Origin of the sequence: Aeromicrobium endophyticum, assembly GCF_003586285.1 — a bacterium.
GTDB classification, from domain to species: domain Bacteria; phylum Actinomycetota; class Actinomycetes; order Propionibacteriales; family Nocardioidaceae; genus Aeromicrobium; species Aeromicrobium endophyticum.
On sequence record NZ_QUBR01000002.1, the window covers coordinates 1192708 to 1216523 of the forward strand.

A 23816-nucleotide genomic window follows, 5' to 3' on the forward strand; every position below is an offset into this window, starting at 1 on the left:
CCGGCAGCGGTGAGGAACGAGCCGCTGGAACGGCGAGGAACGAGCCGTGCGCCACAGAAGCGGATCGTGTCGGTGCTGGTGCTGGTGCAGGTCGTCGGCGGCATCGGCAACGGCTCAGGCCTGGCCGTCGGTGGTCTGCTGGTCAAGGACATCACGGGCTCGTCGGGCTGGTCGGGCATGGCCGTCGTGATGCTGACGCTGGGCGCTGCGGCGTTCACGATCCCGCTGTCGTCCCTGGCCGCCCGCAGCGGACGCCGGCCCGCCCTCACGCTCGGCTGGCTCGCCGGAGCGTCCGGAGCCGCCGTCACGGTCGTCGGCGCCGAGACACGGTCGCTGCCGGTCGCGCTGGTCGGCCTGCTGCTGTTCGGCGGCAGCACGGCCGCCAACCTGCAGTCACGCTTCGCTGCCGTCGACCGGGCCGCGCCCGCACAGGTCGGCCGCTCGCTGTCGGTGGTCGTCTGGTCGACGACCGTGGGCGCGGTGATCGGGCCCAACCTGACCGGGCCCGGCGCGGCGGTCGCGGGGGTCCTCGGCCTGCCCGACCTGTCAGGCCCGATGCTGTTCTCCGCGACCGCGTTCGCGACCTCCGGGCTGCTCACCGTCGTGCTGCTGCGTCCCGATCCCCTCATCGGGCGCCCCGCCGGCTCGCAGCCGGCGCCGCGCGGTGCCCGCGCGGCGCTGCCGTACGTCCGCGGGCGCACCTTGACGGCGATCTGGGTGGTCGCCTCGTCCCACGCCGTCATGGTGTCGGTCATGGCGCTGACCCCGGTGCACATGGAGGACCACGGCGCCTCGCTCGAGGTCATCGGCCTCACCATCAGCCTGCACATCGCCGGCATGTACGCCCTCTCCCCCGTCATGGGCTGGCTCGCCGACGCATGGGGCCAGGACCGCACGATCCTGCTCGGGCAGGCGGTCCTGCTGCTCGCCGCGGGCGTCGCCGGCACCTCCGGCGACTCGCAGGTGCAGATCACGGTGGGCCTGACCCTGCTCGGCATCGGCTGGTCGGCCTCGGTCATCGCCGGCGCTGCGGCGCTGACCACCTCGGTCGAGGCTGGTGCGCGACCACTGGTCCAAGGATTCTCCGACCTCGCCATGAACCTGGCGGGGGCGTCCGGGGGCCTCCTGGCCGGGCTCGTCGTGGCGCTCAGCGGCTTCGGCACGCTCAACGCCGCCGCTGCCGTGCTGACGGTGCCGGTCGTGGTGCTCGTGCTGTCGGGCCGACGGGTCGCCGCCCGCACCGGCGACCCGGCAGCTAGCGACGCAGCACGGTGAAGCGCACCCAGTCCACGACCGGCAGCAAGACGCGGTAGCGCGCAGCGTCGGCGACGTCGAGCAGGTCGTAGCCGCGGTCGAGCACCCAGTCGGCCGCCGGCTGCGTCGTCGTCAGCACGACGTCCTCGACGCGTTGCCACGTCTCGTCCGAGACGAACAGGGCGGTGACGGCAATCGTGCTGAGCGCGCTCCAGGGCTGCGCGAACACGACAGCCAGCACCACGTTGACGAGCACCGCCAGGACGATGACGAAGCGACGGGTGAACCGGTTGAGCAGCAACGGCCCGAAGAACAGCTGCGAGAGCAGCACCCCGTACGTCAGCACGGCCAGCAGCACCTCGTTGCGGCTCAGCAGGTCGGAGAGGGCCGGGAACGGCCGCGACTCCGGCAGCTGCATCGTCGAGTACAGAGCCGTCCCGTGCTGCCACCCCCGGTCGGCGACCTTGTCGAGCCCTGCCGCCATCGCGGCGAGCACCGTCTGGGCGCACAGGGCGACGAGACCGACGTTGTGCAGACCCGACGACAGCCACGGCGGCAGGGCGTCCTCCTCGCGTGACGCCTCCTTGCCCGCCGCGAGCCGGCGGCTCCGGCGGAGCGCGTCGAGCGACCAGTGGTCGGCCGAGCGCATCAGCAGCAGCCACAGCAGGGTCAGCCGGACGAGGTTGTCTCCCGGTGAGCCGACCACGGGGTTCTGGCCGACGATCGCGATGAATCCCACGAAGGTCACGACCGTGGCGGCCTTGGCGTGCCAGCCGAGCGCCAGGGCCAGGCTGGCGGCCATGGTGAGGACGTAGATGAACGCCAGGACGTCCGAGCTGACGCCGTCGAGCAGCCGCAGCTCGGGGAACCGGCTGATGGCCCGCGCAGGCTCGGCCCAGACCGAGGCCTGACCGACCCACAGGTCACGGGTCGAGAAGTTCGACACCAGCAGGCCGAGCACGGCCAGGGCGGTACCGATGCGGCACACCGCCGCCGCGTAGGTCGCGTGCCGGCTGCCGACGAGCCAGTCGTCGACGCGGCCCCGCGCCTCCGCCACGGACTGCACCAGGTTGCGCCACGTGGTCGTCATCGCTCCCCCACGAAGGAGTCGAAGGTCTCGCGCGCCTCGAGCGAGCCACGGAAGACGCGCCGCCACCCGAACGAGAAGTCGAGGAAGGGCTGGTCGTCGAGCGACGCGCTGGCCCGCTGCGCGTACGGCGGCACCGTGCGACGGCCCACCCGGAACTGCACCTGCACCACCCGTCCCTCGCCGGCCCACCGAGACTGGGCGTACAGCGACGCGAACTGCGTCGCCATCTGGTCGTAGGCCTGGAAGAAGCGGACGGCGGCGGGCCGGCCGCCGGCCTTGTCGAGCGAGACCGTGACCGCGCTCGGCAGGTCGTCGGCGGTGAGCTTGCGGACGACCTTGCGCTGGGTCGCCGTGAGGTTGAACATCGCCAGGTTGAGGTTCGTCGCCAGCCGCCGGGCGATCAGGTGGACGCGCCGCGGAGCCAGCGCGTGCGCGTTGGCCCGGTTGTCGAGGCGGGTCAGGTCGACCCACGACGTGACGGACCCCTTGCCCCCGCCGTCGGGAGCCACGAAGGCACGGACGCTGAACGACTCGTCGACCTGCTGGGTGCCGACCCCGACGGCGTCACGCCCCTGCTGGAAGTACGGGTCGACGTAGCTGGCCAGGCGCTCGTCGCCGACCGCGTCCCGCAGCGGGCTCGACGGTGCCAACCACAGGGCCAGCACGACCGAGTGCACGACGACCACCGCGAGCAGCACCTCGACGATCCACCGGTGCCGGGGACGTGCAGCGACGTCCTCCGGTGGGGTTGGCGGCATGCGGGCCATCCTAGGTCGTGGTCGGGTCGGGGCCTGGACGCACGACTGCCGGCCACCCGGGTGGCCGGCAGTCGTGACAGTCGGGCTAGACCTGGTTCAGTCGACGCTTCTCGTTGAGCAGCACCGCGCCACCGAACAGCAGCAGGGCGATGCCCAGCAGCCAGAACGGGAGCAGGTTCGGCGCGCCCGTGGACGGCAGCGTCGTCGTCACGTCGGCATCGGCCTGCGCGTCGGAGTCGGCCACCGTGTCGGAGTCGTCGCCGTTGTCGGCATCGGCCTGCGCACCGTCGGAGACGGTGTCGCTGTCACGGTCGTTGTTCGGCGTGTCGGCGTTGCGATCGTCGCCCGGGCCGGCAGCGGCCTGGTCGGCGGGCCGGTCGGCCGCCAGCGTCGCCGCCTCGGAGGCGGCGATGTCGAGCGTGACCGAGCTGGTCAGCACGTCGATCTTGAGGGCCGAGGTGCGGTAGTAGTCGCCCACCGCGGCCGTGCTGATGTTGCTCGACTTCGACGTGCTGCCCGCGGTCACGGTGCCGGTGTTGAGCGTCGGCGACTTGGACGACGACTGGTTGTTCGCCGTCACCTTCAGCACCTGGTTGAGGCCCGGAGCCAGCTGCCCCAGGGCCTGGTCGATGGGGGTGCCGAGGTCCTTGACCAGGTTGCTGGCCTGCGTCAGCCCGGCGACCAGCGGCGGAACAGCCTGGCCCGTCAGCTGGCTCAGCTTGACCGGGACGGGGTTGCCGGCGATCGTGACCGCGATGTCGACCTTGCCGAGGTTCGTGACGACGTTGTTGATCGCCGAGTCCAGGACCGTCGTGATCTTGCCGTTGATGAGGTCGGTGGTGATGTAGTTCAGCAGGTTGGTGTTGGGCGGGAGCTGGTTGATGTTCAGCCCGGCCGCCGAGAGGATCGCCGCGAGGTCGAGGGTGATCTTGCCTTCGCTCAGGTCGAGGGAGACGCCACCGCCGGTGAGGTCGTCGAGCCCGGTGGTGAGGTTGTTCAGACCGGTCACCTGGACCTCGACCAGGTCGGCCAAGGCCGTCTGGTTGATGGCGGCCAGGATCTGACCGACCAGCCCGCTGTCGCTGTCACACAGGTCGACCTGGGTGATGTCGTCGCCCACCAGCGGGTTCAGGAGCGCGTCGATCGTATCGCGCGCGACGCCTGCGGGGATGAGCTCGAGGATCGTCGTCGAAGCGACGTTGAGGGTGGTGCCCGAGACGGCGCACAGCTGCTCCGGTGACAGCGTGATGTCGTCGAGCGCGTCGAGGGGCGCGACGGCCGTGCTGATGTCGCCGACCAGACCGGCGATCAGCGGAACCCCGGCCTGCAGGTTGAGGCCCGCGATCTTGTAGCTGCGGGTCGGGTTGCCCTTGTCGACGGTGGTGTTGGACGACAACGCTCCCAGGCCCAGATCGATGCTGGCGAGGTTCTTGTTGATGCTCGACAGCGGGCCGCCGGCCAGGGAGATCTTGGCGTCCGCCGGCACGCCTCCGTTGGTGGTCACCGCCGCACCCGAGTCGTTGATCGCGCCGGAGGCACCGACGGCCTTGGAGGTCGACTCGGCCGAGGCGTACTGGTTGATGGCACCGGCCGCACCACTGGGGCTGAGGAACTTGGGCAGGTCGAGGTCGACGCCGCCGGGGATGTTGATGGGCAGCGTGGACAGTGCCGTGACGTCGAGCGGATTCTTGTTGGCACCCGGGTTGCCCGGGTTGGCGGCCGTGACGCCGCGCAGCTGCGCCAGGGCGTCGAGGTTGGTGCCGCCGATCGAGCCGGTGAGGAACCGTCCCGTCGAGTACGACTTCGTCGCATCCGCGCCCGAGGCGGAGAATGAAATTCCGGCGGTGACGATCATCGTCGCCGTTCCGAGGGCCAAGGTGTTCCTGGCAAGCTTGTTCATCTGGACGAGCGCTCCCTTGAGTCATGTGGGCCGGTGACGAGCACGAGCTTTGGTACCGCAGATGTGACGACCGCCACGTTACTGCTGAGTACTGTACTCACAACTCTTACTGACTTCTCATCACTCTCAACGAGCCCGGTGTGACCCAGGTTATGTGACGTGCGTCGCACTCCCGCTTGCACGCCTCGATCGCCGGGTCTCGAGACGCCCGCGAATCCACTGGAATGCCCGCACCCACGAGCCGTCGCTGACCAGGATCATGTCGACGGCGATCATCACGAGAGAGAAGTACATGATGCCCATCAGCAGGCCGATGCCGAGGTGCATCCCGGTGATCGCCACGAGTGCGAGGAAGCGCGTCGGCCGGTAGATGAGGAACACCGGGAAGAACATCTGGACGAGGACCGCCGAGTACGTCGCCGCCGCGATGAACGTCGAGTTCGCGTACAGCGGGTGCAGGAGGTCGTTCCACGGCGAGTAGGCGTCGGTCTGCAGCGGGTAGTAGACCGCTGTGCCGTCCTTCCAGACCGGGCTCTGGACCTTCCAGAACGACGAGCCCAGGTAGACCATCACGACCTGGTGGACGATCAGGATCATCGCCAGGTTGTGCAGCGTGTTGCTCATCCAGGCCGGGACGATGCTCGCGACCTCGCCCCGCCTGGTGCGGTTGCGAGCATCGAGCGACCAGTGACGGCCCGCATCGGTGAAGCACATGTAGAGCAGCACCATGCGCAAGATCGCGTCGCCGCCCGATCCGACGAACGGGTTGCTGACGTACAGCGAGACCCACAGCAGCAGCGTCATGAACGACGACGCTCGCGTGTAGAGCCCCAGCATCATCAGCACCCCGAACACGATCGTGGCGAGGTAGGCCAGGTCGAACCAGGCTCCCCCGGTCTGCGAGAAGAGCCCGAGGAACGACGGCCACCCGCGTCCGGACTGCACCTGCTCGGTCCAGCGCGAGCCGTCGCCCCACGTGTAGCGCCGGTCGGGCCAGTTGACGACCAGCTGGCTCGCGACGATGAACCCCAGGATCATGCGGGTCACCGACAACCCGTACGTGGAGTGCTTGGTGTCGGTCAGCCAGCCCACGGCGCGCGCGATCATCGGTGCCGCCGGTCGAAGTCGCGGACGGCGGCCAGCTCGGCCGGCGACCCGGGGGTCGGACGGCGCCAGCCGCCGACGTCGCGCACCGCCGGCGGGCGAGCGGCCCGGCGCTCGGCGGCCGAGCCGTCGCGGGCGGCGTACGGGACGACCGACTGGCGACGGATCGCGTAGCGCACCGCCGTCAGCTCGAGCCGCGGGTACCGCGCCGTCAGGACGTCCGTCGCCAGTCGCGTGGCGGTCCGGTCGTAGCGGAGGTACCCGATCCGCACCGTGGCCGGGGTGTCCGCGGCCTCCAGGGCCTCCGCGAGCTCCGTCCAGCTGAGCGGGTCGGCCTGGGGCGAGCTGGTGGCGACGATGCGCTGCGAGTCGTCCAGCGCCTCGGACCGGCTCAGCAGCGGGGACACCAGCTTGTTGGTCACGTAGCCGGCACGCCCGCCGACCAGTCGGTGGCGGACGAGGTCGAGCTCGACCGCCGTCCAGTCGATCCAGGCCGTCCGACGCGCTCTCCCGCCGGCGTCGAGGTAGGCGGCTTGAACGAGCAGGTTGCGGTCCTCCGAGATGGGGCTCGGCGCGAAGAGCCGCCAGTTCTGGGTGAAGTACGGATCGAGGTAGGACGTCTGGCTCCGCACCGCGTCGGAGTAGCGGTTGGGCGGCAGGGCCGCCAGCGTCACCGAGGCCAGGTGGAGCCCCACCAGCGCCACGACCACGCCGATGAAGGCGGTTCGCAACGACGGTCGAGGCACGGCCACACGCTACAGCGACATCGCGGGCGCGGGCGGTCGTTGCGTGACGTGGGTCGCAGTAGAGTGCGACGCACCTAGCTGTCGTACCGGGGGGAACCTGCCGTGGAGGTCTTGCACACTGCTGTCGCGATCGTTCTGGCCGTCGGCCTGATCATCGCTCTCAAGGTCGATCCGGTGATCTCGCTGATCATCGCCTCGCTGTACCTCGGACTGGCGGCGGGCGTCGGCTTCGCCGGCACGGTCGAGGCCATCACCACAGGATTCGGCTCGATCATGGCCGAGGTCGGTCTCCTGATCGGCTTCGGCGTGCTGATCGGGGCCCTGCTCCACTCGATGAGCACGTTCACCCGGCTCGTGCACGCCCTGCTGCGGCTCGTCGGGCCGGGCCGCCTCCCGTACGCCCTGGCCGGCGCGCTGTCGACGATCTTCCCGTCGATCTACGTCGACGTCCAGGTCGTGCTCGCGGCACCGCTGGCCCGGTCGTCCGCGCCGCACATCGGCCGACGGGGCCTGCCGCTGCTCGCCGGCGCCATCGGCACCGGCATCTTCGCCGGCTACGTCTTCGTGATCCCCGGCCTGGCGGCGGTCTCGATCGCCGGCCTGCTCGACATCCCCCTGGGCACCTGGCTGGTCTACGGCATCGTGCTCGGGCCCCTCACGGCGCTCGTGACGACGTTCTTGTTCTCGCTGCTCCTGCGCACGCGCTACTGGAGGCCCGAGCAGGACGAGGAGGACGGTGCGGCCGCCGAGCGCGAGACGGCATCGGCCGAGGCCGCCGACGAGCGCTCGCGCGCGACGACGTCCGACGAGCGGGGCCTGCCGCTGGTCGTCCTGCTGCTGCCGATCCTGGTGCCACTGGCGATGATCGCCTTCGGGGCCTTCGCCGACGTGCTCGACGTCTCGAGCCCGGCGATCGCGTTCCTGGGCGACGCCAACATCGCCCTGTTCGTCGGGCTCGTCGGGGCCTACCTGCTGTCGCGCTCGACGGCGGGCCGCGAGTCCACCGACACCGCACTCTCGTCCGGGTTCAGCACCACCGGCGAGATCCTGCTCATCACGGGCATCGGCGGCTCGCTCGGCGAGGTCATCACGTCGACCGGTCTCGACAAGACGCTGTCCGACCTGTTCTCGGCCGACGCGGGCGCGCCGATCATCGTGAGCGTGCTGCTGGCGTGGTTCATCGCGGCACTGCTCCACCTGGCGATCGGGTCGGTCTCGGTCGCGGCCATCACCGCCGCGGGCATCATCGCGCCGGTCGTCGCCTCCACGGGCGTCGCGCCGATCGCCATCGGTCTGGCGATCGCCTCGGGCTCGATGTTCGCGCTGCAGGTCAACAGCAACTTCTTCTGGATGTTCAAGTCGTTGCTCAACCTGACGACCCAGGGCGCGCTCAAGACCATGACCGTCGTCACGAGCATCGCGTCGCTCGTGTCGCTGCCGGCCGTGATCGCGATCGCCCTGGTGGTCTGACCCCGGCTAGATCACGGCCGTGGTGCCGTCGGCGGAGACACCGTCGGTCCCCGTCGACGGCGGCGACGGCATCGACGGCATCCCGCCCGTGCCGGCTCCTCCACGGCCCGGGAGGCTCGCCGGGTCGGGCACCTGGCCCATCTGCCCTGCCGGCCCGCCGGCCGGCGCCTGTCCGGGTGGTCGGCCCGCGAAGCCCCTGCCGGACCCGTCCGCTCCACCGCTCGCACTGCCGATGGCGGCCCCGGCCCCGGCGCCGAGCGCCACGGTGACGAGGGCCGCGACGACCATCGTGCGCGTCGACCGGGCCGTGCCCGCGGACTCGTCGATGCTCTGCTTGTCTGCCATGTCTCTCATGCCGCCAGGATCGCGGCCGTCCCTGTCACTCACCTGTGACGCAGCCCATCATCACCTGGGTCGGCGCCTCACAGGTGAGTCACAGCCGACTCCTAGGCAACGTTCCAGCACGAGCACCAGACTGGGGCCGTGACCAGCTCCTTGACCCGTGCCGACGGCTCGTCCCTCCGCGTCCTCGTCGTCGACGACGAGCCCAACATCGCCGAGCTGCTCCAGATGGCGCTGCGCTACGAGGGCTGGGACGTCCGTACCGCCGGCACCGGGCGCAAGGCGGTCGCCGCGGCGCGCGAGCTCGTCCCCGATGCGATCGTGCTCGACATGATGCTGCCCGACTACGACGGCATGGAGGTGCTGCGCAAGGTCCGCGCCTTCGCGCCGGACGTCCCCGTGCTGTTCCTGACCGCCCGCGACTCCGTCGAGGACCGCGTGGCGGGCCTGACCGCCGGCGGCGACGACTACGTCACCAAGCCGTTCAGCCTGGAGGAGGTCATCGCCCGGCTGCGCGGGTTGATGCGTCGTGCCGGTGCGATGGACGCCCGGCCCAGCTCGGTCATCCAGGTCGGCGACCTGGCCCTCGACGAGGACAGCCACGAGGTCGTCCGGGCCGGACGCGAGATCGACCTGACGGCCACCGAGTTCGAGCTGCTGCGCTTCTTGATGCGCAATCCGCGGCGGGTGCTCTCGAAGGCCCAGATCCTCGACCGGGTGTGGGACTACGACTTCGGCGGACAGGACAACGTCGTCGAGCTCTACATCTCCTACCTCCGCAAGAAGGTCGACGCGGGGCACGAGCCGATGATCCACACCAAGCGAGGCGCCGGCTATGTCCTCAAGCCGGTCGGCTGACCCGTGCGGTCGATCGTGCCGTCGTCGCTGACCGGACGCCTCGTCGTCACGGTCGTCGCCCTGGTCGCCGTGGCCAGCCTGCTGGTCGCGGCGGCCGTCACCCTCGTGATGGGGACCTACCTCACCGACCGGCTCGACGAGAAGCTGTCGGACTCCCTCGCCCGCGCCGAGCGCGCACCGATGTTCGTGTTCGACGACGGGCGTCCCGGCGAGGGCCGGCCCAATCCCGGCCGGGGGCAGGACGTCGGGCTCATCACGGTGGTGCCGGGACGTCCGGGCTCGATCGTCACGCAGAGCGGCGACGCACCCCGCATCTCCACCGCCGCTCGAGACGCCTTGGCCGACATCGCCGCCGACGGGACGGCGCACGACGTCGACCTGCCCGCGTACGGCTCGTACCGCGTGCTGGCCGACACGGCGCCCGACGGCTCGACGTTCGTGGTCGGGCTCCCCCGCGACGACGTCGACGGGACGATCTCGAGCCTTGTGTGGTGGGAGGTGCTCCTCGCCCTCGCTGCCACCGTCGCGGCGGCGTTCATCGGACGCCTGCTGGTGCGACGCCAGCTGCGACCGCTGCGCGACGTCGCCGCGACGGCCCACCAGGTCACCGCCCTGCCGCTGTCGTCCGGCGAGGTGGGCCAGACCGTTCGCGTGCCCGCCGGCCTGACCGATCCCGGCACCGAGGTCGGTCAGGTCGGCGGGGCCCTCAACCAGCTGCTCGGCCACGTCGAGCAGGCGCTCGACGCCCGCCACGAGAGCGAGCAGCAGGTCCGGCGCTTCCTGGCCGACGCCTCTCACGAGCTGCGCACCCCCCTGTCGACCATCAAGGGGTACGCCGAGCTGAGCCGCCGCACCGGGCGCGACGACCCCGACCAGATCCTCGCCAAGGTCGAGTCCGAGGCCGCGCGCATGTCGACCCTCGTCGAGGACATGCTGCTGCTGGCCCGGCTGGACGCCGGTCGCGACGTCGAGCGTCGACCGGTCGACCTGACCCGCCTCGTCGTCGAGGCCGTCGACGACGCGCGCGTGCGCGACCCCGAGCGACGCTGGACGTTCGACGTCCCCACCGAGCCCGTCACCGTCACGGGCGACGAGCAGCGGCTGCACCAGGCGGTGACCAACCTCGTCACCAACGCGACGCGGCACACGCCCCCGGGCACGACCGTGTCGGTCCGCCTGGTCCGAGCCGAGCAGGTGCGCATCGACGTCCACGACGACGGCCCCGGCATCGACCCCGAGCTGCTGCCGACGGTCTTCGAGCGGTTCACCCGCGGCGATTCCTCGCGCACCCGCGCCTCCGGTGGCGCGGGCCTCGGCATGTCGCTGGTCGAGGCGATCATGCACGCGCACGGCGGCCAAGCGACGGTGCGCAGCGTCCCGGGCGACACGACGTTCTCGCTGACGCTGCCCGCCGACTGACCGCACCCCGGCGGGCGGACGGTCACAGGGAGGGCACAGACTCACCACACCGCCGCCCCAGCACCCGGCCACATCGTGGATGCCATGACCCAGACCACGATCTCGCCCCCACGACCGGCCGACCAGTCCCCCGCGGCCCACGACACCGCGTCGCCGATGCCATCTCGAGCCCACCGCCTGTGGCGCGGACGCGACGACGACTCCCCGTACGTCCGGCCCGCCCTCCTCGGTCTGCTGCTGGGCACGGCGCTGCTGTACCTGTGGGGGCTCGGCTCGTCGGGCTGGGCCAACTCGTTCTACTCCGCGGCCGTCCAGGCGGGCTCGGAGTCGTGGAAGGCGTTCTTCTTCGGCTCGTCGGACGCGGCCAGCTCGATCACGGTCGACAAGACCCCGTTGTCGCTGTGGCCGATGTCGCTGTCGGTGCGCCTGTTCGGGCTGTCGTCGTGGGCGATCCTCGTGCCTCAGGCGCTGATGGGCGTGGCGTCCGTCGGGCTGCTGTACGCCACCGTGCGCCGGACGACGCACAGCGCCTGGGCGTCGCTGCTCGCCGGAGCCGTCCTCGCGGTGACGCCCGTGGCCGTGCTGATGTTCCGCTTCAACAACCCCGACGCCCTGCTGACCCTGCTGCTGATCGGCTCGGTGCACGCCACGGTGCGCGCGATCGAGAACCCGGCGCGGGACGTGCGGTGGCTGGCCCTCGGCGGCGCGCTCGTCGGCCTCGCCTTCCTGACCAAGATGCTGCAGGCGTTCCTCGTGCTTCCGCCGCTCGCGCTGGTGTACCTGCTCGCCGCGCGCGTCACGGTCGGCACGCGGCTCAAGCACCTGCTGATCGCCTTCGGATCGATGGTCGTCGCCGGCGGCTGGTGGATCGCGATCGTCGAGCTGTGGCCGGCCTCGAGCCGTCCCTACATCGGCGGTTCGCAGAACAACTCGATCCTCGAGCTGACGCTGGGCTACAACGGCGTCGGACGCCTCAACGGCAACGAGACCGGCTCGGTGGGCGGCGGCGGAGGCTGGGGCGAGACGGGTCTGCTCCGGCTCTTCACGTCCGAGATCGGCGGACAGGTGGCGTGGCTGCTGCCTGCGGCGCTCGTCCTCCTCGGGCTGGGCCTGTGGTTCCGCCGGCACGCCGGACGCTCCGACCGGCAGCTCGTCGGCCTCGTCGTGTGGGGCGGGTGGCTGCTGGTCACGGGCCTGACCTTCAGCCTGATGGCCGGCATCTTCCACGCCTACTACACGGTGGCGCTCGCACCGGCGATCGCCGCGCTGGTCGGCATCGGCGCCGGCATCCTGTGGGACGAGCGCCGGACGGTCGTGGCCACCCTGGGTGCCTGCTTCGTGGTCGCCATGACCTCGGTCGTGAGCTTCGTCCTGCTCGACCGCTCGGACGACTTCGTGCCGTGGCTCAGGTACGCCGTGGTCGCGGTCGGGATGTCGTCGGCCTTCCTGCTGGTGCTGCACCGCCTGCTGACCCGACGTGCGGTGATCGCGGTGATCGCCACGGCCCTGGCCGCCGTGATCGCCGGGCCGGCCGCCTATGCCGTCGACACCGCCGCGACGCCGCACACCGGCTCGATCCCGTCGGCCGGTCCCAGCGCCGGCGGCGCGGGCGGCTTCGGCGGCCGCGGCATGGGAGGTCCGCCGCCCGGGATGACGCAGGGACGGCAGCTGCCGAACCAGGCGGGCGGCCAGGTGCAGGTGCCCGGTGGCCGGGGCGGAGGCGCCGGAGGCCTGCTCAACGGCTCGCAGTCGACCGACGCCATCGATGCCCTCCTGGCGACCGACGCCGACTCGTACACCTGGGTCGCGGCCGCCGTGGGCTCCAACACCGCGGCCGGCTACCAGCTCGCCACGGGGCTGCCCGTCATGGCGATCGGTGGCTTCAACGGATCCGATCCGAGCCCCACGCTGGCCCAGTTCGAGCAGCGGGTCGCCGACGGCGAGATCCACTACTTCATCGGTGGAGGGGGCATGGGCGGCCGGGCGAACGGCGGGTCCAGCTCCAGCTCGGAGATCGCCGCCTGGGTGGCCGCGAACTTCACGGCCCAGACCGTCGACGGCGTGACGATCTACGACCTGAGCGGAGGCCTCCGATGACCGCCACCGTCGAGGCGCCCGCTGCCCGCACCTCCCCTCGCCCCGCACCCGCGCTCGACGTCGTCATCCCCGTCCACAACGAGGAGAAGGCCCTCGTGGCCTCGGTCGAGAAGGTGCGAGCCCACCTGCGGGGCCTGCCCTTCGAGCACCGCATCACGATCGCCGACAACGCGAGCACCGACGCGACCGACCGGCTCGCGCGCGAGCTCGCCGCCCGCTTCGACGACGTGCGGGTCGTCAGCCTGACCCGCAAGGGCCGCGGTCGTGCGCTCAAGGAGGCCTGGTCGCGCTCCGACGCCGAGGTGCTCGTCTACATGGACGTCGACCTGTCGACCGATCTCAACGCGCTCCTGCCGCTGGTCGCGCCCCTGTTGTCACGGCACTCCGACCTGGCGATCGGCTCGCGCCTGGCCCGGACGTCGCGCACGACCAGGGGCCCGCGGCGCGAGGTCATCTCCCGCGGTTACAACGTGCTGCTGCGCAGTGCCCTGCGTGCCCGGTTCTCCGACGCGCAGTGCGGGTTCAAGGCCATCCGCCGCGACGTCGCCGCCCAGCTGCTGCCGCTCGTCGAGGACGACGAGTGGTTCTTCGACACCGAGCTGCTGATCGTCGCCGAGCGTGCCGGGCTGCGCATCCACGAGGTGCCCGTCGACTGGGTGGACGACCCGGACAGCCGGGTCGACGTCGTCCGCACCGCGCTGGCCGACCTGCGCGGCATGGGACGGCTCGGGTGGTCGTTGGTGCGCGGACGCATCCCGCTGGCCGAAGTGGCACAGGCGCTGGGCCGCGCCACGTCCGACAGTGCCAGAGGTCGCCTCAGCGCGCAGATGGTCGTCTTCGCGATCATCGGCGTGCTGTCGACCGCGGCGTACGGGCTGCTCTACCTGCTGCTGCGGGGCGCCCTGGGAGCCCTCGAGGCCAATGCGGCCGCTCTCGCCCTCACCGCGGTGGCCAACACGGCGGCCAACCGCCGGTTCACCTTCGGTCTGCGCGGGCCCGACCGAGCGCTCCGCCACCACCTCCAAGGACTGCTCGTGTTCGCCTGCGGGCTGCTGGTCACCAGCGGCACGATCTGGGCGCTGCGCGCCGTCGAGGGGGACGGGCACCCGCTCGTCGAGGTCGTGGCACTCACCGCCGCGAACCTGTTCGTGACGGTCATGCGCTTCGTCCTGATGCGGTCGTGGATCTTCGCGAGCTCGCACCGCACGTCACCCGAGGTCGTGCGCGGATAGTCGTCCGCGACACCGCCTGGGACCACCACGAACGACACCGCCCGCCAGGAGGACCTGGCGGGCGGTGTCGTCGAGCTGATGGTGTCTGTGGAGCATAGGAGATTCGAACTCCTGACCTCTTCCATGCCATGGAAGCGCGCTACCAACTGCGCCAATGCCCCGCGTTGGCCCCTTCAGCAGGGCCTCGCCAATCTTAGCGTGCCGCCTCCGGATGGCCCAAACCGGGGGTCACTCCTCGTCCGACATGACGGGCTCGGGGAGGGTCCCGGCGTTCCACTCCGTGAGCCGCCACTTGGACCAGTCGCCGTTGCGGTTCTCCTCCATGACGGCCCACGAGCAGTTGCTCAGGCCGCCGAAGCTCGACCAGTGCGACTCCGGGATCTGCAGGAACGCGCAGGCTCCCGTGCGCAGGACGGCCCCGTGGGCCACCACGACCAGCGTGCCGCCGGCCGACAGCCGGGTCAGGTGGTCGGTGAGCGCCTCGGCCAGCCGCTCCCCCGCACCCCGGTACGTCTCGCTGCCGGGGATCTGGGTCTGGTCGCCCTCGACCCAGGCCCGCATGCCGTCGGGGAACTCCGCCCACGCCTGGCGCCACGTCATGCCCTCGCGCTCGCCGAAGTTCATCTCGCGCAGCCGCGGGTCGAGCTCGACCTCCTGCCCCGTCAGCTCGGCGAGCCGCAGTGCGGTGTGGTGGGCGCGCACCAGATCGGAGCTGACGATGCGCTCGGGGCGCAGGGCGGCCAGCCGCGCCGCGGCCGAGCGGGCCTGCTGACGCCCGACGTCGTCGAGCTGGGTGTCGGTCTGGCCCTGCACGCGACCGGCGACGTTCCACTCGGTGCGCCCGTGGCGCCACAGGACGACGCGTCGCTGGTGGGATGCGAGCGTCATGCCACGGGAACGGTCGGGCAGTCGCTCCACAGCCGCTCGAGGGCGTAGAAGACCCGCTCCTCCTGGTGCTGCACGTGCACGACGATGTCCTGGAAGTCGAGCAGCACCCAGCGCCCCTCGCGCTCGCCCTCTCGCCTGACCGCCTTGACGCCGAGGGCGATCATCCGCTCCTCGATGGCGTCCTGCACGGCCTTGACCTGGCGCTGGCTCGAGGCCGAGCACAGCAGGAACACGTCGGTCAGCGCGAGCTGGTCGGAGACGTCGAAGGCGATGATGTCGGTGGCGAGCTTGTCGTCGGCGGCGTCGGCGGCGGCGCGCGTCAGCTCGACGGCGCGGTCGGTGGCTGTCATGTGGTGGTGCCTCTTCTGGTGGTCGCGGCGGGCGGTGTGGACGCCCGGTAGAGCTCGTGCTTGCCGATGTACTGCACGACGCCGTCGGGGACGAGGTACCAGACGGGCTCGTCGCGCTCGACCCGGTCGCGGCAGTCGGTCGACGAGATGGCGAGGGCCGGGATCTCGACGAGGGTGATGCGGTCGGCCGGCAGGCCGTCGAGCGTCGCCTCGTCCATCTCGTGCCCCGGACGGGTGACGCCGACGAACTGCGCCAGGTCGAACAGCTCGTCGTGGTCGCGCCACGTGAGCAGGGCGGCCATCGCGTCGGCTCCGGTGATGAAGTACAGGTCGGCGTCGGGGTGCAGCGCCGACAGGTCGCGCAGCGTGTCGATCGTGTAGGTGGGGCCGTGCCGGTCGATGTCGACGCGGCTGACGTTGAAGCGCGGGTTGGCGGCCGTCGCGATGACGGTCATCAGGTAGCGGTCCTCGGCCGGCGAGACCGTGCGGTCGGCCTTCTGCCACGGCTGACCGGTGGGTACGAAGACGACCTCGTCGAGGTCGAACCACGACTGGACCTCGCTCGCGGCGACCAGGTGGCCGTGGTGGATGGGGTCGAACGTGCCGCCCATGACCCCGACGCGTCGACGGGCGGTGTCCATGCGGATCAGGAGTGCTCGCGACCCTTGCCGAACGCCAGCAGGGCCAGGACGAGGACCACCAGGATGGTCAGCGCGATGGCGCCGACACCGTACGGGTTGATCCCGATGTCGCGCAGCTGGTGCTCGGACTCTTCGGCGGCGACGAGGAACGAATGCATGACGCGAGGATATCAGTGCAGTCGCGGCGGCGAGTCATCAGCGACGACGACAGCCGCGTGCGCCGTCAGCGCACGTGGCCGTCGCCGGTCACGACGAACGTCGTGGTGGTCATCTCGGTGAGCCCCATGGGACCCCGGGCGTGCAGCTTCTGGGTGGAGATGCCGATCTCGGCCCCGAATCCCAGCTCTCCGCCGTCGGTGAAGCGGGTGGAGGCGTTGACCATGACCGCGGCCGAGTCGACACCCGTGGTGAACCGGGTCGACGACGCCAGGGACGACGTCACGATCGCCTCGGTGTGCCCCGACGAGAAGCGGCGGATGTGCTCGACGGCCTCGTCGATCGACGCGACGACCCGGGCCGAGATGTCGAGCGAGAGGTACTCGGCGGCGTAGTCGTCGTCGGTCGCCGGCACGACGTCGTGGTGGGCACCGACGAACGTCGCGTCGCCGTGGACCGTGACCCCCGCCTCGTGCAACGCCGCGACGACGCGCGGCACGAACGTGTCGGCGACGGCCTGGTGCACCAGCAGGGACTCGGCCGCGTTGCAGACGCTGGTGCGGTGGGTCTTGGCGTTGAGGACGATGTCAAGCGCCATGTCGAGATCGGCGTCGGCGTCGACGTAGACGTGGCAGTTGCCCACGCCGGTCTCGATGACCGGCACGGTCGACTGCTCGACCACCGCCTGGATCAGGCCGGCACCGCCGCGCGGGATGACCAGGTCGACCAGGCCCCTGGCCTGCATGAGGTGGGTGGCCGACGACCGGTCGTCGGCCGGCACCTGCTGGATCGCGTCGACGGGCAGACCCGTGGCGGCGAGGGCCTCGCGCATGATCTCGATGATCGCCGCATTCGACCGGGCCGCCGACGACGAGCCGCGCAGCAGCACCGCGCTGCCGGCCTTGAGGCAGATCGCCGCGGCGTCGGCCGTGACGTTGGGGCGCCCCTCGTAGATCATGCCGATGACGCCCATCGGCACGCGCACCTGCTGCATGCGCAGACCGTTGGGCAGCGTGGACCCGCGCACGACCTCGCCGACCGGGTCGGGCAGGGCGGCGACGTCACGCAGCCCTTGGGCGAAGGCCGCCACGCGATCGGCGTCGAGACGCAGGCGGTCGACGACGTTCTCGCCCGTGCCGGCCTCGCGGGCGAGCCGGACGTCGACGTCGTTGGCGGCCACGATCGACGCCGTGCCTGCCACCAGGGCGTCGGCCATGGCGTGCAGGGCGGCGTCCTTATCGGCACGGGTGGTGACGGCGAGGGTCGCGGCGGCGGTGCGGGCGCGCCGTGCGGCGGCGTGGACCAGTTCTCTCACGCCCCAGATCCTAGTGGGCCCCTGACCTCCGGGGCGGTGCGCCAGCGTCCACCGCGGTCGCCGAGATGGACGCCGGCGCACCGCCCGGCAGGCTCAGACCAGCATCAGGTCGTCGCGGTGGACGACCTCGCGCTCGTACTCGGCTCCGAGCTCGGCGGCCAGATCGTGCGTCGACCGTCCGAGCAGCGCGGGCAGCTCGGCGCTGTCGTAGTTGACGATGCCGCGCGCGATCACGACGTCGTCGGGGCCCAGCAGGTCGATCGGGTCGCCGGCCGAGAAGGTGCCGCCGACCGCCGTGATGCCGGCGGGCAGCAGCGAGGCCTTGCGCTGCGTGAGGGCGCGCACCGCGCCCGCGTCGAGGTGCACGCGGCCCTTGGTGGTGCTGGCGTGTGCGAGCCACAGCAGCCGCGTGGGACGGCGCCGACCCGTGGCGTGGAACGTCGTGCCGACGCGTCCACCCGCCAGCGCCGAACCGGCCTGCGCCGCCGACGTCAGCAGCACGGGGATGCCGGCGCCCGTGGCGATGCGGGCGGCCTCGACCTTGGTGACCATCCCCCCGGTGCCGATCGCCGACGCGCTCGGGCGGACGATGTCGAGCGACGCGAGATCGTCCTCGCCGTGGACGTCGTCGATCAGCGTGGTGCCCTCGGCCGACGGGTCGCCGTCGTAGAGACCGTCGACGTCCGACAGCAGCACCAGGCGGTCGGCGTGGACGAGGTGCGAGACGAGGGCCGCGAGACGGTCGTTGTCGCCGAAGCGGATCTCGCTCGTGGCGACGGTGTCGTTCTCGTTGACGATCGGCACGACGCCCAGGTCGAGCAGCCGGGCGAAGGTCTGGAAGGCGTTGCGGTAGTGACTGCGGCGGGTGACGTCGTCGGCGGTCAGCAGCACCTGGCCCACCACGAGGCCGTGGTGCGAGAACCGCTCGGCGTACCTCGCGATCAGAGCCCCCTGCCCCACGCTGGCCGCGGCCTGCTGGGTGGCCAGGTCGCGCGGGCGTCGCGCCAGCCCCAGCGGGGCCAGGCCGGCGGCGATGGCGCCCGAGCTGACCAGGACGATCTCGTCGCCCCTGGAGCGGGCCGCCGCCAGCGCGTCGACCAGCGCGTCGACGCGCTCACCGTCGAGGCCGCCACCGGCCGAGCTGAGCGACGACGAGCCGACCTTGACGACGACGCGCGCCACTAGCGGACGTCCTCGCCCTCGCCGCCCTCGAGAGCGCCACCCTCGAGGTCATCCTCGTCCTCGGGGAAGGTCCAGTCGGGCTCGCGGCTCTCGCCGCGGGCCTCGCGGCGCTCGGCCTCGAAGGCGCGCTTGGCCGCGAGCTCCTCGCGGCGCTGCGCGTTGGTGCGGCGGTCGGACTGGTCGATGCGCAGGTCCTCGCCGCGGCGTCCGAGCACCTCGGCGCCGGCGCTGACCTGCGGGTCGAAGTCGAACACGACGGCGTTGTCCTCGTCGCCGATGACGACGTCGTCGCCGGCCTGGGCGCCCTGCTTGAGCAGCTCGTCCTCGACACCGAGACGGTTGAGCCGGTCGGCGAGGAAGCCGACGGCCTCGTCGTTGGCGAAGTCGGTCTGGCGCACCCACCGCTTGGGCTTCTCGCCGCGCACGACCCACTGGCCGTTAACCTGGTCGATGGTGAACTCGCGCCCGACACCGGCCTCGGCCTTGGGCCGCAGCACGATGCGCGTGACCTCGGCCACCGGGGTGGCCGCGCGGCGCGACGCGACGATCTCGGCCATCGCGAACGACAGCTCGCGCAGACCGGCGTGGCTGGCGGCCGACACGTCGAACACGTCGAGACCGCGTGCCTCGAGCTCGCCGCGGACGAAGCCGGCGATCTCCTTGGCATCCGGCACGTCGGTCTTGTTGAGGGCCACGAGGCGCGGACGGTCGAGCAGGTCGCTTCCGGTGGCCTCGGAGTAGGCCTTGAGCTCGGCCTCGATGACGTCGAGGTCGGTCAGCGGGTCGCGACCGGGGTCGACGGTCGCGCAGTCGATGACGTGGATCAGCGCAGCGCAGCGCTCGACGTGCCGCAGGAAGTCGTGACCGAGGCCGCGTCCTTCGCTGGCGCCCTCGATCAGCCCCGGGACGTCGGCGACGGTGAAGGTCGTGGAGCCGGCCGTCACGACGCCCAGGTTGGGCGCCAGGGTCGTGAACGGGTAGTCGGCGATCTTCGGTCGGGCCCTCGACAGCGAGGCGATGAGGCTGGACTTGCCGGCGCTCGGGAAGCCGATCAGGCCGATGTCGGCCACGACCTTGAGCTCCATCGTGATGGTCAGCTCGTCGCCCGGCTCACCCTTCAGCGCGAAGCCAGGGGCCTTGCGCTTGGACGATGCCAGCGCGGCGTTGCCCAGCCCGCCGCGACCGCCGGCCGCGATGACCAGCTCGGTGCCGGGACCGACGAGGTCGGCCAGGATCTCGCCCGACGCGTCCTTGAGCACCGTTCCGTCGGGCACCCGCAGCACGAGGTCGTCGCCGTTGCTGCCGCTGCGGTTGTTGCCCGCCCCGGGAGCCCCGTTGGTGCCGCGACGGTGCGGCTCGTGGTGGTAGTCGATCAGCGTCGTGACATCGGCGCCGACCTGCAGGATGACGCTGCCGCCGTTGCCACCGTTGCCACCGTCCGGGCCGCCGAGGGGCTTGAACTTCTCGCGGTGGACCGAGGCCACACCGTCGCCACCGGACCCGCCCGCGACGTGGAGCGTCACCTTGTCGACGAAGCTGGGGACAGCCATCGGCCGCTCCTTCCGTACGGGCCCCGAGGGGGGCGTCGATTGCCCGGGCACCTCAGGACGGGGTGGACCGGTGAAACAACGGTGGGGCGGTCCGCAGCTGCGGACCGCCCCAACGACTGGTTGTACTGCTTGCTACTGGTGGTGCTGGTGGAGCTCCGGGCGTTACGCGACCGGAGCGTCCGGAACGATGTTGACGACCTTGCGTCCACGACGACGGCCGAACTCGACCGCACCCGCCGACAGCGCGAACAGCGTGTCGTCGCCGCCACGGCCCACGTTGGTGCCGGGGTGGAAGTGGGTGCCGCGCTGGCGAACGATGATCTCGCCGGCGTTGACGAGCTGACCGCCGAAGCGCTTCACGCCGAGGCGTTGCGCGTTGGAGTCGCGGCCGTTCTTGGTGGAGGCTGCGCCCTTCTTGTGTGCCATGTGCTCAGTCCTCTACTTCTTGATCTCGGTGATCTTGACCTGGGTGTACTTCTGACGGTGACCCTGGCGCTTCTTGTAACCGGTCTTGTTCTTGTACTTCTGGATCACGATCTTGGGACCCTTGGCCAGGCCGAGAACCTCGGCCGTGACGGTGATCTTGGCCAGCGAGTCGGCATCGGCCGTCACTGTCTCGCCGTCGACGAAGAGAACGGCGGGAAGCGACACCGTCTCGCCCTCGGCCTGGACGACCTTGTCGATCTCGATGACGTCGCCGACAGCAACCTTCTGCTGGTTGCCGCCACTGCGCACGATTGCGTACACCACGGAATCCTCACTCATTTCAACGCTGGGGCACGCCCACAAGGAAGCAGGACGCGCGAAAGACGGGGCGCTGAGCGCACCGAAGGACTAGTTTACGTAGCCGGACCCTCGCGGGTCAAAACGGGGTCATCTCCCCCGTCGCCGCCACCACCGAAAGGGAGCGGCTCGGCAGGTGCCGGCGGACCGGCGGGCTTGCTCGCCGACCCACGCTTGCGCGTGGTGCGACGGACCGTGACGGGCTTGTCGGGGGTCTCGGCAACCGTGGGTGCCGAGGAGTCGGTGGCAGGCGCCTCAGGAGCCGCAGGTGCCGCGGTCTCGGTCGCCGCCGGGGCTGCCGGGGCTGCCGCCGTGGCAGTCTCGGGGCTCCGGGCGTCGGGGACGTCCTGAGCGGGCACGACGGGCCTCAGGGCGTCCGGGACGGGTGCGGGGGACGTCTTGGGGGCGTCTGGCCTGTGCGCCTCGGGCTTGGGCTCGGCGGGCTTGGGGCCACCGCCGCGGTTGCCGTTCGACGGACCGCCCTGGTTCTGCTGGCCGCCGTTGCCCCGGCCGCCACCACCGTTGCCGTTGCCGCCGCCATTGCCCCGGCCGCCGCGCTGGCCGCGACGGGGCTCGTCACGCTTGGGCTCGACGGGCGCGTCCTGGATCAGGACGCCACGGCCGTGGCAGTGGTCACACTCGTGGCTGAACGACTCGAGCAGGCCCGTGCCGATGCGCTTGCGCGTCATCTGCACGAGTCCGAGCGACGTCACCTCGGCGACCTGGTGCCGCGTGCGATCGCGGCCCAGGCACTCGACGAGGCGTCGGAGCACGAGGTCGCGGTTGCTCTCGAGCACCATGTCGATGAAGTCGACGACGATGATGCCGCCGATGTCGCGCAGCCGCAGCTGGCGCACGACCTCCTCGGCGGCCTCGAGGTTGTTCTTGGTGACGGTCTCCTCGAGGTTGCCCCCGGAGCCGGTGTACTTGCCGGTGTTGACGTCGACGACCGTCATGGCCTCGGTGCGGTCGATGACCAGCGACCCGCCGGAGGGCAGGAACACCTTGCGGTCGAGCGCCTTGTGGATCTGCTCGTCGAGACGGTACGACGTGAACGCGTCGACCTCGGGGTTGTCCCAGCGCTTGACGCGGTCGGTCAGGTCGGGTGCCACGTGGTCGATGTAGCCCTTGACCATGTCCCAGGCGTCGTCGCCCTCGACGACCAGGCCGTGGAAGTCCTCGTTGAACAGGTCGCGGACGACCTTGATCATCAGGTCGGGCTCGGAGTAGAGCAGCTCGGGCGCCTTGCCGGCCGCCACCTTGCCCTCGATGACCTCCCACCGCGCCGACAGCGCGGTGACGTCGCGGGTCAGCTGGTCCTCGGTGGCGCCCTCGGCGGCGGTGCGCACGATGACACCGGTGTTGTCGGGCAGCACCTCCTTGAGCAGCGTCTTGAGGCGGGTGCGCTCGTTCTCGGGCAGCTTGCGCGAGATGCCGCTGGTCTGGCCACCGGGCACCAGCACGAGGAAGCGCCCGGGCAGGCTGATCTGGCTCGTCAGGCGCGCGCCCTTCTGGCCGATCGGGTCCTTGCTGACCTGCACCAGGATGGTCTGGCCGGGCGTCAGCGCGTCCTCGATCTTGCGCGCCTTGCCGTTGCCGAGCGTGGTCCAGTCGACCTCGCCCGCGTAGAGCACGGCGTTGCGGCCGGCGCCGATGTCGACGAAGGCCGCCTCCATGCTCGGCAGCACGTTCTGGACCTTGCCCAGGTAGACGTTGCCGATGATCGAGACCTGCGACTCGCGGGCCACGTAGTGCTCGACGAGCACGTTGTCCTCGATGACGGCGATCTGCGTGTAGTCGTCGCGCTGACGCACGACCATCTCGCGCTTGACCGACTCGCGACGGGCCAGGAACTCGGCCTCGGAGACGATCGGGGCGCGGCGGCGTCCGGCCTCGCGACCCTCGCGGCGGCGCTGCTTCTTGGCCTCGAGGCGCGTCGATCCCTGGACGCCGGTGATCTCGTCCTCGGCGCTGCGGCCGTTGCGGACGCGGACCACCGTGTTCTCGGGGTCGTCGGGGTGCACGTCGGCGCCCTCGCCGGCCCGGGCACGACGCCGGCGGCGACGCGTGCCGCCGTTGCCGTCGTCCTCGGTGTCGTCGTCGGACTCGCCGGACTCGTCGGTCGAGTCGTCGGAGTCGCTCTCGCCCTTGCGGCGGCGACGCCCTCCACGGCTGCGACGACGTCTGCGCGGCGCGTCGGGATCGTCGTCCTGGTCGTTGTCGTCGCGGTCGTCGGTGTCGGCGTCGGGCTCGACCTCGCGCCGGTTGGGACGCGCGGGCGCCAGACCAGGCTCGGGGGCCTGGAACATCGCCATCACGACAGGTGCGGCGGGGGCAGCAGGCTCGGCGGCGGCCGAGGACTGGTCGGCATCGTCGTCGACGTCGGCGTCGGCGGTCTCGGGTGCCGGCTCGGGCGCGGCAGCCTTCTTGGCGGGACGCCGGCGGGCGGCCTTCTTGACCGGGGCGACCGGCTCCTCGACGACGGCCTCGGGCTCGTCCTCGACGGGCTCGTCGACCTTCGGCGCCTTGGCGGGCGTCACGGGCGCGGCCGGGGCGGAGAAGCTGACCGCGGCCGGGGGACCTGCCGGCCGGCCGGCCGCGCGGCGGCGGGTCTGCGGTGCGGGGGTGGTGCTGTCGGTGGGTGTCTCGTTCTCGTCGAGCATGCGCTCTCCTTCGCCCTG

Annotated in this window: 22 protein-coding genes and 1 tRNA gene; 6 read left to right on the forward strand and 17 right to left on the reverse strand. The window is 71.3% G+C overall.

Annotated elements, in window-relative coordinates:
* Positions 1-66: 66 nt before the first annotated feature.
* Positions 67-1275 carry an MFS transporter gene (locus tag DX116_RS16345; RefSeq protein ID WP_233556836.1) on the forward strand — a complete coding sequence of 403 codons (1209 nt, stop codon included), beginning with the start codon at positions 67-69 and terminating at the stop codon, positions 1273-1275.
* Here the strand turns inward: DX116_RS16345 and DX116_RS16350 are convergent.
* The 5 genes from DX116_RS16350 to DX116_RS16370 form a co-directional block, all read right to left on the reverse strand.
* A complete protein-coding gene (locus DX116_RS16350) occupies positions 1256-2344 on the reverse strand; it encodes an HTTM domain-containing protein (RefSeq protein WP_119705264.1) in 1089 nt (362 codons plus the stop codon). The genes DX116_RS16345 and DX116_RS16350 overlap by 20 nt on opposite strands.
* Positions 2341-3102: a DUF5819 family protein gene (locus tag DX116_RS16355; protein ID WP_147393693.1), complete on the reverse strand. Its 762-nt coding sequence runs from the start codon at positions 3100-3102 to the stop codon at positions 2341-2343. Before DX116_RS16355 ends, DX116_RS16350 begins: the two co-directional genes overlap by 4 nt.
* A gap of 85 nt (positions 3103-3187) precedes the next feature.
* Entirely contained in the window at positions 3188-5002 is a 1815-nt protein-coding gene (locus DX116_RS16360) for a choice-of-anchor G family protein (protein WP_119705266.1), read from the reverse strand.
* A 150-nt stretch (positions 5003-5152) separates the two neighbouring features.
* Positions 5153-6109, reverse strand: a complete 957-nt coding sequence (locus tag DX116_RS16365; RefSeq protein WP_119705267.1) for an HTTM domain-containing protein — start codon at positions 6107-6109, stop codon at positions 5153-5155.
* The gene (locus DX116_RS16370; protein ID WP_147393694.1) at positions 6106-6852 is read right to left on the reverse strand and encodes a DUF5819 family protein; all 747 of its coding nucleotides are present in this window, start codon (positions 6850-6852) and stop codon (positions 6106-6108) included. The genes DX116_RS16365 and DX116_RS16370 overlap by 4 nt, the downstream gene beginning before the upstream one ends.
* Before the next feature lie 102 nt (positions 6853-6954).
* On the opposite strand from DX116_RS16370, the gene DX116_RS16375 reads away from it, so the two are divergent.
* Entirely contained in the window at positions 6955-8322 is a 1368-nt protein-coding gene (locus DX116_RS16375) for a GntP family permease (protein WP_119705269.1), read from the forward strand.
* Positions 8323-8328: 6 nt separating this feature from the next.
* Here the strand turns inward: DX116_RS16375 and DX116_RS16380 are convergent, their stop codons facing one another.
* Positions 8329-8676: a hypothetical protein gene (locus tag DX116_RS16380; RefSeq protein WP_147393695.1), complete on the reverse strand. Its 348-nt coding sequence runs from the start codon at positions 8674-8676 to the stop codon at positions 8329-8331.
* Positions 8677-8805: 129 nt separating this feature from the next.
* Between DX116_RS16380 and DX116_RS16385 the strand changes: the two genes are divergently transcribed.
* The 4 genes from DX116_RS16385 (at position 8806) to DX116_RS16400 (ending at position 14270) form a co-directional block, all read left to right on the forward strand.
* Positions 8806-9522, forward strand: a complete 717-nt coding sequence (locus DX116_RS16385; RefSeq protein ID WP_119705271.1) for a response regulator transcription factor — start codon at positions 8806-8808, stop codon at positions 9520-9522.
* Positions 9523-9525: 3 nt separating this feature from the next.
* Positions 9526-10941, forward strand: coding sequence for a sensor histidine kinase (locus DX116_RS16390; protein WP_233556838.1), 1416 nt, complete (start codon positions 9526-9528; stop codon positions 10939-10941).
* An 84-nt stretch (positions 10942-11025) separates the two neighbouring features.
* Positions 11026-13038 (forward strand): mannosyltransferase YkcB-related protein, encoded by a 2013-nt coding sequence (locus DX116_RS16395; protein WP_119705272.1) that lies wholly within the window; start codon positions 11026-11028, stop codon positions 13036-13038.
* Positions 13035-14270 (forward strand): glycosyltransferase, encoded by a 1236-nt coding sequence (locus DX116_RS16400; RefSeq protein ID WP_119705273.1) that lies wholly within the window; start codon positions 13035-13037, stop codon positions 14268-14270. Before DX116_RS16395 ends, DX116_RS16400 begins: the two co-directional genes overlap by 4 nt.
* A gap of 88 nt (positions 14271-14358) precedes the next feature.
* Here DX116_RS16400 and DX116_RS16405 read toward each other — a convergent pair.
* The 11 genes from DX116_RS16405 to DX116_RS16450 form a co-directional block, all read right to left on the reverse strand.
* Positions 14359-14431 (reverse strand) — tRNA-Ala (locus DX116_RS16405).
* Between the two features lie 67 nt (positions 14432-14498).
* Complete coding sequence (locus DX116_RS16410) at positions 14499-15158, reverse strand: histidine phosphatase family protein (RefSeq protein WP_119705274.1); 660 nt, start codon at positions 15156-15158, stop codon at positions 14499-14501.
* On the reverse strand, positions 15155-15508 hold the full coding sequence (gene rsfS, locus DX116_RS16415; RefSeq protein ID WP_119705275.1) for a ribosome silencing factor: 354 nt from the start codon (positions 15506-15508) through the stop codon (positions 15155-15157). The genes DX116_RS16410 and rsfS overlap by 4 nt, the downstream gene beginning before the upstream one ends.
* On the reverse strand, positions 15505-16149 hold the full coding sequence (gene nadD, locus DX116_RS16420; RefSeq protein ID WP_119705276.1) for a nicotinate-nucleotide adenylyltransferase: 645 nt from the start codon (positions 16147-16149) through the stop codon (positions 15505-15507). Before nadD ends, rsfS begins: the two co-directional genes overlap by 4 nt.
* 5 nt (positions 16150-16154) lie before the next feature.
* A complete protein-coding gene (locus DX116_RS20170) occupies positions 16155-16307 on the reverse strand; it encodes a hypothetical protein (protein WP_188111764.1) in 153 nt (50 codons plus the stop codon).
* Between the two features lie 65 nt (positions 16308-16372).
* Positions 16373-17620, reverse strand: a complete 1248-nt coding sequence (locus DX116_RS16425) for a glutamate-5-semialdehyde dehydrogenase (protein WP_233556840.1) — start codon at positions 17618-17620, stop codon at positions 16373-16375.
* A gap of 93 nt (positions 17621-17713) precedes the next feature.
* Complete coding sequence (proB, locus tag DX116_RS16430; RefSeq protein ID WP_119705277.1) at positions 17714-18802, reverse strand: glutamate 5-kinase; 1089 nt, start codon at positions 18800-18802, stop codon at positions 17714-17716.
* Positions 18802-20352, reverse strand: coding sequence for a GTPase ObgE (gene obgE, locus DX116_RS16435; protein WP_119705278.1), 1551 nt, complete (start codon positions 20350-20352; stop codon positions 18802-18804). Before obgE ends, proB begins: the two co-directional genes overlap by 1 nt.
* Positions 20353-20514: 162 nt before the next feature.
* On the reverse strand, positions 20515-20778 hold the full coding sequence (rpmA, locus tag DX116_RS16440; RefSeq protein WP_119705279.1) for a 50S ribosomal protein L27: 264 nt from the start codon (positions 20776-20778) through the stop codon (positions 20515-20517).
* A gap of 12 nt (positions 20779-20790) precedes the next feature.
* Entirely contained in the window at positions 20791-21099 is a 309-nt protein-coding gene (gene rplU, locus DX116_RS16445) for a 50S ribosomal protein L21 (RefSeq protein ID WP_119705694.1), read from the reverse strand.
* 92 nt (positions 21100-21191) lie between these two features.
* Positions 21192-23798 (reverse strand): Rne/Rng family ribonuclease, encoded by a 2607-nt coding sequence (locus tag DX116_RS16450; protein WP_119705280.1) that lies wholly within the window; start codon positions 23796-23798, stop codon positions 21192-21194.
* Positions 23799-23816 lie beyond the last annotated feature (18 nt).